This window comes from Azospirillum sp. B506 (genome assembly GCF_000333595.1).
GTDB lineage: Bacteria > Pseudomonadota > Alphaproteobacteria > Azospirillales > Azospirillaceae > Azospirillum.
Map to the genome: position 1 here is coordinate 1 of NZ_BADK01000157.1, position 10,612 is coordinate 10,612.

Here is a 10,612-nt window from a genome sequence, read left to right on the forward strand (position 1 = left end):
GCCGGTTTTCATTTGATTTTGGCTTGTTGGACTAGCCTTTTGCCCGGTCTCGGAAGGTTTGTTGCGCAGTGACGGAAGGCGTGGCAGAAAGCCGGTGACCACGACCGTGCTTCCGCAGGTTCCGCTTGCGGCGGCGCGGTGACGTGGAGCCATGGATTTGACTTCGCCTCAACCACAAGAGACGTCCAATGCGGAAACCCGTGCGCAAGGTGGTGTTCCCGGTCGCCGGTCTCGGCACGCGCTTCCTGCCGGCCACCAAGGCCATCCCGAAAGAGATGCTGCCCCTGGTCGACCGCCCCCTGCTGCAGCACGCCGTCGAAGAGGCGCGCGCCGCCGGCATCGAGGATTTCGTTTTCGTCACCGGCCGTTCCAAGCGCGCCATCGAAGACCATTTCGACGCCGACACCGAACTGAACCGCACGCTCGAGGAGCGCGGCAAGCTGGACGCGCTGGAGGAGGTCCGCCACAGCGAGATCGCCCCCGGCCGCTGCTTCTACACCCGCCAGCAGGTTCCGCTGGGCCTCGGCCACGCCGTGTGGTGCGCCCGCGCCCTGATCGGCAACGACCCGTTCGCCATCGTGCTGCCCGACGACTTCGTCCAGGGCAAGACCCCCTGCCTGAAGCAGATGGTCGAGGCGTACGAGGAGGTCGGCGGCAACATCGTCGCCGTCGTCGACGTGCCGCGCGAAAAGACCAGCAGCTACGGCATCCTGGATGTCGAGAAGGATGACGGCCGTCTGGCCACCGTCCGCGGCCTTGTCGAGAAGCCGAAGCCGGAAGAGGCGCCGTCGACCCTGTCGATCATCGGCCGCTACATCCTGCAGCCGGAAATCTTCGACCATCTGGAAAAGCAGCAGCGCGGCGCCGGCAACGAGATCCAGCTGACCGATGCCATGGCCAAGCTGATCGGCAACCAGCCGTTCCACGGCCTGCGCTTCGAAGGCACCCGCTACGACTGCGGTGACAAGGTCGGCTTCATCGAGGCGACGCTCGCCCACGCGCTGAACCGGCCGGACATGGCCGACAAGGTGCGTGCCATGCTGCGCAAATATTGCTGACCGACGGGCAGCACGCATGACGCGGTGCCCGCCCCCGTCCCCTGATCCGGACGGCGGCGGGCACATGCGTTTGAGCGGTGTTTCGGTAAAAGCCGGCCGTTTCAAAAGGCCGGCCATCGGGAACGCCCCATGGCGACGGTTCGCCGGGGCATCCCGGAGATATTCTGGATTCCTGGTCTTCAAGGACATGAGGGGGACGCGATGCGCATAGCGATGATCGGCACGGGCTATGTCGGCCTGGTCTCCGGCGCCTGCTTTTCGGAATTCGGCGTGCACGTCACTTGCGTCGACAAGGACGCCGGCAAGATCGAGCGGCTGAAGAACGGTGAAATTCCGATCTATGAACCCGGCCTGGACGACCTCGTCGCCCGCAACGTCGCCGCCGGCCGCCTGTCCTTCACCATGGACCTGAAGGAGGCGATGCAGGGCGTCGACGCCGTGTTCATCGCGGTCGGCACCCCGTCGCGCCGCGGCGACGGCCATGCCGACCTGTCCTACGTCTATGGCGCCGCCGAGGAGATCGCGCAGAACCTCGACCACTACACGGTGGTGGTGACCAAATCGACGGTTCCGGTCGGGACCGGCCGGGAGGTCGAGGCGATCATCCGCCGCGTCCGTCCCGACGCCGAGTTCGATGTCGCCTCCAACCCCGAATTCCTGCGCGAAGGCTCGGCCATCGGCGACTTCATGCGGCCCGACCGCGTCGTCATCGGCGCCACGTCGGAGCGCGCGGGCGAGGTGATGCGCCGTCTCTACCGGCCGCTCTACCTGATCGAGACGCCGATCGTCATCACCTCGCTGGAGACGGCGGAGCTGACCAAATACGCCGCCAACACCTTCCTGGCCGCCAAGATCACCTTCATCAACGAGATCGCCGATTTGTGCGAGAAGGTGGGTGCCAACGTCCATGACGTCGCCCGCGGCATCGGTCTGGACGGCCGCATCGGCAAGAAGTTCCTGCACCCCGGTCCGGGATATGGCGGGTCCTGCTTCCCGAAGGACACGCTGGCGCTCGTCCGCACCGCCCAGCAGGTCGGCAGCCCGCTGCGCATCATCGAGACGGTGGTGGACATCAACGACAAGCGCAAGAAGCAGATGGCCGAGCGCATCATCGCCGCCTGCGGCGGGTCGGTGGACGGCAAGACCATCGCGGTGCTGGGCGTCGCCTTCAAGCCGAACACCGACGACATGCGCGACAGCCCGTCGCTGGACATCGTCCCGGCGCTGCAGGCGGCAGGGGCCACGGTGCGCGCCTTCGACCCGGCGGCGATGCACGAGGCCGAAAAGCTGCTGCCCGGCGTGGAATGGGCGAAGGACGCCTACGGCACCTTGGAAGGGGCCGATTGCGTCGCTATTCTCACGGAGTGGAATGAATTCCGCGCGCTCGACCTGCGTCGGGTCAAGTCGATGCTGAAGCGGCCGGTGATGATCGACCTGCGCAACATCTACAACCCCGAAGACATGGCGAAGGCCGGGTTTACCTATACGTCCATCGGTCGGCCTTCCGCGCCGGCCGGCGGCACGGACCGCGGTTAAGGTCCGAGACGGCGTCCAACAGAGGACTAACGAGACGATGAGCGAAGCCCATACCTTCCACCCCACGGTGCTGCGCGAGTACGACATCCGCGGCATCGTCGGCAAGACGCTGACCCCCGCCGACGCCCGCGCGGTCGGCCGATCCTTCGGCACCGTGGTGGTGCGCAAGGGCGGCAAGACGGTCTGCGTCGGCTACGACGGCCGTCTGTCCTCGCCGGAACTGGAGGAGGCGCTGGTCGAGGGGCTGGTTTCCACCGGCCTGCATGTCCTGCGCATCGGGCTCGGCCCCACGCCGATGCTGTATTTCGCCACCCGCGACCGCGAGGCGGCGGCCGGCATCATGATCACCGGCTCGCACAACCCGCCGGACTACAACGGCATCAAGATGATGCTGGGCAAGGGGCCGGTCTATGGCCAGCAGATCCTGGAACTCGGCACCATGGCGGCGAAGGCCGACTGGGAGACGGGCGAAGGTTCGTCGGAGAAGATCGACGTCCAGGACGAGTATGTCACCCGCCTGCTGAAGGACTATGACGGCACGCGCGACCTGAAGATCGCCTGGGATGCCGGCAACGGCGCCACCGGCGAGATCCTGCGCCGCCTGACCGCCAAGCTGCCGGGCACGCATGTCCTGCTGTTCGACGAGATCGACGGCAATTTCCCCAATCACCATCCGGACCCGACGGTCGAGGCCAACCTCGTCGACCTGAAGAAGGCGGTGGCGGAGCATGGCTGCGACATCGGCATCGGCTTCGACGGCGACGGCGACCGCATCGGCGCCATCGACCACAAGGGCCGCGTGGTGTGGGGCGACCAGCTGGTGGCGCTCTATGCCGCCGACGTGCTGAAGAGCCATCCGGGCGCCACCATCATCGCCGACGTCAAGGCCAGCCAGGCCCTGTTCGACGAGATCGCCAAGCATGGCGGCAACCCGCTGATGTGGAAGACCGGCCACTCGCTCTTGAAGGCCAAGATGGCCGAGACCGGCTCGCCGCTGGCCGGCGAGATGTCGGGCCACATCTTCTTCGCCGACAAGTGGTACGGCTTCGACGACGCGCTCTATTGCGGCGTCCGCCTCGTCGGGCTGGTCAGCAAGCTGGACACCACGCTGGCCGCCCTGCGCGACGGGCTGCCGGACATGGTCAACACGCCGGAGACCCGCTTCCAGATCGACGAGGAACGCAAGTTCGCCGTGGTCGAGGAGGTCAAGGGCCGCGTCAAGGCGTCGGGCGCCAAGGTCAACGACATCGACGGCGTCCGCGTGACGACCGACGACGGCTGGTGGCTGCTGCGCGCGTCCAACACCCAGGACGTGCTGGTCGCCCGCGCCGAGTCCTACAGCCAAGACGGGCTGGAGCGGCTGAAGGGCGCGCTGATCGAGCAGCTGGTGGCCTCCGGGCTGTCGGCGCCGTCCTTCGAGGGCGGCGGGTCGCACTGAGGCATGGTTGGGGGGGCATCGGCTGACGAGTGCCCCCCTTTCCGATCAAGGGCTGGTTTTGTCTTTGAAGCAGTCCCCCGAATGAAATCGGGAAGCTCCCAGCGTTTTTGCGGCAATTCTATCTGAACATCTCATCTACGCCGGCCGCGACCTTGGTCAAGACGAGGCGCAGCGCCGTACGGCCGATGCAGTTCGCCAGCCGCTCGGTCATCCGGCGATCTGGACCGAACGCCTCGTGCCGGTCGTTGCCGGTCCGGCCGCGGCCCCGGCAGAGAAATCGCTGCCGCGCCCACTCGATCAGCGCCCGTTTGCCGTGGATGGGAGAGTCGCGAAACCCCTGTGTCAGGCGTCGAGCGCTCTGCGGTGTGGAAAAGCTCTGCTCGGAGCCCTCGTCGAAGCCATCGTCACAGGACCGACGACCCAGCATCCCGGAACCCAAAAAGAGCCTTCCCGATTTCATGGTATCGGCAAGAGCGGTCCAAGAAATGGAGAGCGCTGTGCCGCGATTCTCAACACGACGGCAGGGAAAACGGATCGAGTTCGTCGGCTTTGGCGAGAAACCCTGATCGACAAGTGGAAGAATCCGCTCTACCGTAGGCTTTCACTCAGAAAATTCCTTATTATTTCTATGGGTTTAGGGGGGGCTGGATTGTTTCAGTATTGAAATCTACAACCTACCATTGTATGCATGCTGTTGTCCCCTGCGTTCGGAACGCCGTGGGTTGGTCCGGCGGCATGGGAAGGGTTCCTTGGAGCGTTTCTGGACGGCATCGGAGGACGACACCATGGTGGAGGACAGCCTGCTTTCCGAGGAAGCGAAACGGCAAGCCGTGGAACACGCATTGCGTAAGAGCGAGGAGCGTTTCCGGCTGGTCGTGGAATCGGCGCCCAACGCAATGGTGATGGTGAACAGCCGGGGGACGATCGAAATGATCAACACCCAGGCCGAGCGTGTCTTCGGCTACACGCGCGGCGAACTGCTCGGGCAGCCGATGGAGATCCTCGTTCCCACCCGCTTCGCCGGGCATCATCCGGGGATGCGCGCCCAGTTCTTCGCCAATCCGCAGTCGCGGCCCATGGGGGCCGGGCGGGATCTCTACGGATTGCGCAAGGACGGCAGCGAGTTTCCGGTGGAGATCGGCCTCAACCCGATCGAAACCGAAGAGGGCACGATGGTCCTGTCGGCGATCGTCGACATCTCCGACCGAAAGCAAAAGGAAGAGAAAATCCAGCAGGCGCTGAAGGAGAAGGACATCCTCCTCGCCGAAATCCATCATCGGGTGAAGAACAACCTTCAGATCATCGGCAGCCTGCTCGATCTTCAATCGTCGCGCATCGTGGACAGGCAGGTTCTCGACATGCTGCGCGATAGCCAGTCGCGCATCCGCTCGATGGCTCTGATCCATCAGACCCTGTACCAGTCCAAGGATTTCGCACGGGTCGATTTCGCCAATTTCCTCGACGCGCTGGCGCCCACCCTGATCGCCTCCTATGGGGTGGATTCGGCGCGGATCACCTTGTCTCTCGACACGGTCGGGGTCCAACTGCCCATCAACACGGCCATTCCCTGTGGCCTGATCATGAACGAACTGATTTCGAACGCCCTGAAGCATGCCTTTCCGGACGGTCGCGGGGGCGTGATCACCATCCGGCTGTCCAGGGAGACGCCTTCGGAGGTTTCCCTTCGGGTCAGCGACGACGGGGTCGGGCTGCCACCCGCGCTTGACGCCGCGAAGACAGAAACCCTTGGGCTTCAACTCGTCAATCTGCTGACGCAGCAGCTTGGCGGTGCGCTGACGATCCAGCCCGTTAACCCGACCAGCTTCCTGCTGCGGTTCCCATCGGACGAATGAGTGGAGACGGTCGATGTCGAAGGCCAAAATTCTGGTGGTCGAGGACGAGCGCATCGTCGCGCTTCATTTACAGCAGCGTCTGATGCTGCTGGGCTATGACGTGACCACCCCGGCGGCGTCCGGCGCGCAGGCGCTGGCCACCGTCCGCGACGAGCGGCCGGACCTCGTCCTCATGGACATCCACATCGAAGGGCCGATGGACGGCATCGACACCGCTCGGGAAATCTCCAGGATGTCCCACACGCCGGTCATCTACCTGACCGCCTATTCCGAACAGGCGACGCTGGAGCGCGCCCGCGCCACCAGACCCTATGGCTATCTCGTCAAACCCTTCAGCGAACGGGAACTGCACGCGACCATCCAGATGGCGCTGGAACGCCGTGACGCCGACCTGGCGGTCCGGCAAAGCGAGGAGCGGCTGCTGCTGGCCCTGGAAGCCGCCGATATGGCGTCTTGGGAGCTGGACGCGACCACCAAATCCGTTCTGCATGTCGGCAACTCCCATCGCTTCTTCGGCCATCCGCAGGAGGTTCTGGCCGGGGCGTGGGACGGTTTCCTGGCGCGGGTGCATGATGAGGACCGCCATCAGGTCGATCGGGTGTTCAGCAACACCTCCGATCACGGCGGCCTGTGTTCGACCGAATTCCGCAGCGTCCATCCCGACGGCACGCTTCACTGGCTGAAGATCCAGGGGAAACTGTTCAGGGGCAACGTCGACGGGAAAAGCCGCATCATCGGTGTCATTCAGGATATCACGGAAAGGCGAAGGACCGAGGTCCAGCTTCAGCAGGCGGCCATGGTCTTCGAATCGGCCCAGGAAGGCATCCTGATCCTTGACAAGGCGTTCGACGTCATCAATTTCAACCGTGGATACCGCACGATCAGCGGTTGTCAGGACGACGAGATCATCGGGAAGTTTCCCCACGTCCTGGACACGTCGTTTGATACGCCCGTCGACCGGCGCAGCATGGTGACGACCCTGGCCGCGGCCGGGCGGTGGCACGGCGAGATTCTTGGCCGCCGCCGGGATGATACCCTGCTGCCGGTGCTGGTGAACATCGCGTCGGTCTGCGATGCCAAGGGCGACGTCACTCACTATGTCGCGCTGTTTTCGGACATGACGGCCATCCGGCAGGCCCAGGGCAATTCCAGTATCTGGCGCATTACGACCCGCTCACAGACCTGCCCAACCGCCTGCTGGCGATGGATCGCCTGCAACAGGCCATGAACGCTGCCCAGCGCCGCAACGGGACGGTGGCGCTTCTGTTCATCGATCTCGACCATTTCAAGCGAATCAACGATACGTTGGGGCACAGCGTAGGCGACGAGCTGCTGCAGACCGTGGCCAAGCGCATGCGTCTGGCCGTACGCCAGGAGGACACCGTCGCGCGGTTGGGCGGCGACGAGTTCATGGTGATCGTCGACCGGGTCGAGCAGCCAGTCTCCGTGGCCGAACTCTCCAACCGCATCATCGCGCGGATTTGCGCCCCCATCGCGTTGGCCGGGATCGAGTTCACGGTGTCCGCCAGCGTCGGAATCAGCCTGTTTCCCGACGATGGCCTGACGAAGGACGACCTGATCCGCGCCGCCGACACCGCCATGTACGTTGCCAAGGATGACGGGCGCAACCGTTTCGCCTTCTACACCGAGGAAATGACACGGAAAGCCACCCTCTACATGGAGCGCGACCGCGACCTGAGGCGCGGTTTCGACATGGGGGAACTGGTCCTGCATTACCAGCCGCAGATCGACATGGCGAGCGGCGCGGTCCTGGGCGTCGAGGCGCTGATCCGCTGGCAGCACCCGACCGCCGGCCTGTTGGGGCCCGACGCGGTGATTCCCATCTCGGAGAAGAGCGGCCTCATCGTTCCCATCGGCGAATGGGTCCTGCGCGAGGCCTGCGCGCAGGCTTGCGCATGGCGGCGGGCTGGACTTCCTCCGTTGCGGATGGCGGTCAACGTCTCGGCACGGCAGATGAACCCGAACCGTTTGCCGCAGTTCCTGAAGACTCTTCTCGATGAAACCGGTCTGCCCCCCGAGCGGCTGGAGATCGAAATCACGGAAAGTACCTTGCAGAACGAGGACGACTGCCTCGCCACGCTGCTCCAGCTCAAGCGGCTCGGTCTGATGGTGGCCATCGACGATTTCGGAACCGGCTATTCCTGCATGGGGTCGCTGAAGAGCCTGCCGATCGACCGGCTGAAGATCGACCGCGGCTTCATTCGCGATATTCCCGAGGACCGCGACAGCGAAGCGATCACCGAGGCGATCATCGCCATGGCGCACCGCCTGAACCGTACGGTGATCGCCGAAGGGGTGGAAACGCTGGCGCAGCAGGACTTCCTGCGGTCCCGCGGCTGCCGGGAAGGGCAGGGGTATCTCTATGCCCGACCCATGGCCGCCGCCGCCGTCGCCGCCTTGCTGGCGGAGCGGTCCTGCCTAGCGCCCGAACTGCCGTGACGGCGGCCGCGCCAGCGCGGGAGCGATGGGGCGAAGGAAGCCCCCATCCTATCTGAAGCTCGCCAGATGCCGCCGGAACCGGGCAAGGCTCCAGGCGAAGAACAGAGCGCCGATCCCGGCGGTCGCGGCGAAGCGCGGCCACACCACGTCGAACCCCGCCCCGCGGAACAGGATCGCCTGGGCGAAGGCGACGTAATGGGTCGAGGGTGACAGCTGCATCGCGGTTTGCAGCCATTCCGGCTCGCTTTCCAGCGGGGTGAAGCCGCCGGACAGCATGTTCATCGGCAGCACGATCAGGATGAACAGCAGGCCAAGCTGCGGCATCGAGCGCGCCACCGTGCCGAGGAAGATGCCGAGCGCCGTCGCGAAGAACAGGTAGAGCGCCGTCCCCGCCAGGAACAGCGGAACCGAGCCGGCCAGCGGCACCGACAGCAACCCGCGCAGCACGGCATAGAGCGCCACCAGCGTCAGGCCCAGGATCACAGCACCATTCGCCAGCACCTTGGCGGCCATGATCTCGGCCGGGCGCACCGGCATCACCAGCAGATGCTCCAGCGTGCCGTGTTCGCGCTCGCGGATCAGGGCGGCGCCCGCCAGCAGCACCGCCAGCATGGTGACGTTGCTGACCACCGACATGGTGCCGGTGAACCACTTCGTGTCCAGCGCCTCGTTGTAGGCGACGCGGACCTGCAGGCTGACCGGGGCGGCGCTGCCGTCGGCCTCGTGGCGGACGAAGCGCCCGACCTCGTCGTCGACGATGCCCTGGATGGTCCCGGCGCCGATGCCGGCCTGCATCATCGCGGTGGCGTCGATCAGCAGCTGGATCGTCGGGCTGCGGCCGGCCAGCACGTCGGCCTCGAAATCGGGCGGGATGTCGAGGACGAAGGTGTAGCGGGCGGAATCCATCGCCGGATCGATATCGGCATGGCCGATCATCGCCGGCGCCTGGAACTCCGGGCCGTGGAAGCTGGAGGCCAGCCGCTGCGACAGGGTCGAGCGGTCCTCGTCGACGATGGCGATGGCGGCGTTGCGCAGCTCGTGCGAGATGCCGGTCGCCTGGCTGTAGACCGAGAAGGTGAAGGAATAGACGACGAAGCCCAGCATGAAGACGTCGCGCAGCAGGCTGATCCACTCCTTGCGCGCCAGGGTCAGGCTGTTGCGGAGGAAGCGCATCATGGCTCAGCGCTCCTGTTTCGGCAGGAAGGCGACGCCGAGCGCCAGGAACACGGGGATGAAGGCGGCGGTCGCCAGGATGAAGGGGATGAGTTCGGCCAAGGCGAGGCCCTTGGTGAAGGCGCCGACCGAGAGTTTCAGGAAATGGGTGGTGGGGAACAGCGTGCCGAACAGCCACGCCCCGCCTTCCAGGGTGGAGACCGGTTGCAGCATGCCGGAGAACTGGGTCGCCGGCAGCATGGTGACGATGGCGGTGCCGAACACCGCCGCCGTCTGGGTCGCGGTGAAGACGGAGATCAGCAAGCCCAGCGCCGTGGTCGCCACCACATAGACCAGCCCGCCCAGCAGCAGCCCCAACAGGCTACCCTTCACCGGCACGCCGAAGAGGGTGACGGCCATGGCGACCATCAGCAGAAGGTTGAAGGCGGCGAGCCCGATATAGGGCAGCTGCTTGCCCAGCAGGAATTCCAGCCGCGTCACCGGGGTGACGTAGAGGTTGGTGATCGAGCCGAGTTCCTTCTCCCGCACCACGCCCAGCGCGGCGAGGATGGCGGGGATGAAGACCAGCAGCAGGCCGATGGTGGCGGGGACCATGGCGTCGAGGCTGCGGAAGGCCTGGTTGTACCGGTAACGCATCTCCAGCGTAGCCGGTGACGCGGGCAGGGCGACGCCCGAGGCGGTGGCTGCATCCTGGATGAAGCGCTGGTGCAGGCTGGAGACATAGCCCTGGATGGTCTCCGCCCGGAAGGGCATGGCGCCGTCGATGCGGACCGCCACTTCCGGGACGCGGCCACGGCGGAGGTCGCGGCCGAAGCCTTCGGGAATCTCGATGGTCAGCGACGCCTCGCCGCGTTGCAGGCGCAATGCCAAGTCGCGGGCGTCCGCGGCAGGTGGCGTGGCGCGGAAGCTGCGCGAGCCGTCGAACTGTTCGATATAGGCGCGGCTCTCGGGCGAGCGGTCGTGGTCAAGCACGGCGAAGGTCAGGTTCTCGACGTCCATGGTGATGCCGAAGCCGAAGACCAGCATCAGCAGCACCGTGCCGAGCAGGGCGACGGTCAGGCGGACGGGGTCGCGGCGGAGTTCGAGCTCTCGCG

At 65.5% G+C, this 10,612-nt stretch carries 9 protein-coding genes; 6 read left to right on the top strand and 3 right to left on the bottom strand.

Annotation, left to right across the window (positions count from 1 at the left end; translation table 11 throughout):
* The first annotated feature begins 188 nt into the window (after positions 1-188).
* The 3 genes from galU (at position 189) to pgmG (ending at position 4,032) form a co-directional block, all read left to right on the top strand.
* The gene (gene galU, locus I71_RS05640; RefSeq protein ID WP_042692045.1) at positions 189-1,058 is read left to right on the top strand and encodes a UTP--glucose-1-phosphate uridylyltransferase GalU; all 870 of its coding nucleotides are present in this window, start codon (positions 189-191) and stop codon (positions 1,056-1,058) included.
* A gap of 201 nt (positions 1,059-1,259) precedes the next feature.
* Positions 1,260-2,594 (top strand): UDP-glucose/GDP-mannose dehydrogenase family protein, encoded by a 1,335-nt coding sequence (locus I71_RS05645; protein WP_042692048.1) that lies wholly within the window; start codon positions 1,260-1,262, stop codon positions 2,592-2,594.
* A gap of 37 nt (positions 2,595-2,631) precedes the next feature.
* Positions 2,632-4,032, top strand: coding sequence for a phosphoglucomutase/phosphomannomutase PgmG (gene pgmG, locus I71_RS05650; RefSeq protein WP_042692050.1), 1,401 nt, complete (start codon positions 2,632-2,634; stop codon positions 4,030-4,032).
* 118 nt (positions 4,033-4,150) lie between these two features.
* Here pgmG and I71_RS05655 read toward each other — a convergent pair whose 3' ends face one another.
* Complete coding sequence (locus I71_RS05655) at positions 4,151-4,492, bottom strand: hypothetical protein (RefSeq protein ID WP_148294155.1); 342 nt, start codon at positions 4,490-4,492, stop codon at positions 4,151-4,153.
* 325 nt (positions 4,493-4,817) lie between these two features.
* Here I71_RS05655 and I71_RS05660 point away from each other — a divergent pair, with 325 nt between their 5' ends.
* From I71_RS05660 to I71_RS34815, 3 genes are read left to right on the top strand one after another with little or no spacing between them, the layout of a single operon-like run.
* A complete protein-coding gene (locus tag I71_RS05660; RefSeq protein WP_042692059.1) occupies positions 4,818-5,885 on the top strand; it encodes a sensor histidine kinase in 1,068 nt (355 codons plus the stop codon).
* A gap of 13 nt (positions 5,886-5,898) precedes the next feature.
* Positions 5,899-7,113 carry a response regulator gene (locus I71_RS34810; protein WP_049975944.1) on the top strand — a complete coding sequence of 405 codons (1,215 nt, stop codon included), beginning with the start codon at positions 5,899-5,901 and terminating at the stop codon, positions 7,111-7,113.
* Positions 7,089-8,345 (top strand): bifunctional diguanylate cyclase/phosphodiesterase, encoded by a 1,257-nt coding sequence (locus I71_RS34815; RefSeq protein ID WP_083896999.1) that lies wholly within the window; start codon positions 7,089-7,091, stop codon positions 8,343-8,345. The genes I71_RS34810 and I71_RS34815 overlap by 25 nt, the downstream gene beginning before the upstream one ends.
* A gap of 48 nt (positions 8,346-8,393) precedes the next feature.
* Here the strand turns inward: I71_RS34815 and I71_RS05670 are convergent, their stop codons facing one another.
* Entirely contained in the window at positions 8,394-9,521 is a 1,128-nt protein-coding gene (locus I71_RS05670; protein WP_199902117.1) for an ABC transporter permease, read from the bottom strand.
* A 3-nt stretch (positions 9,522-9,524) separates the two neighbouring features.
* Positions 9,525-10,612: ABC transporter permease (locus I71_RS05675; protein ID WP_042692056.1), on the bottom strand; the 1,088-nt coding region annotated here is incomplete at its 5' end.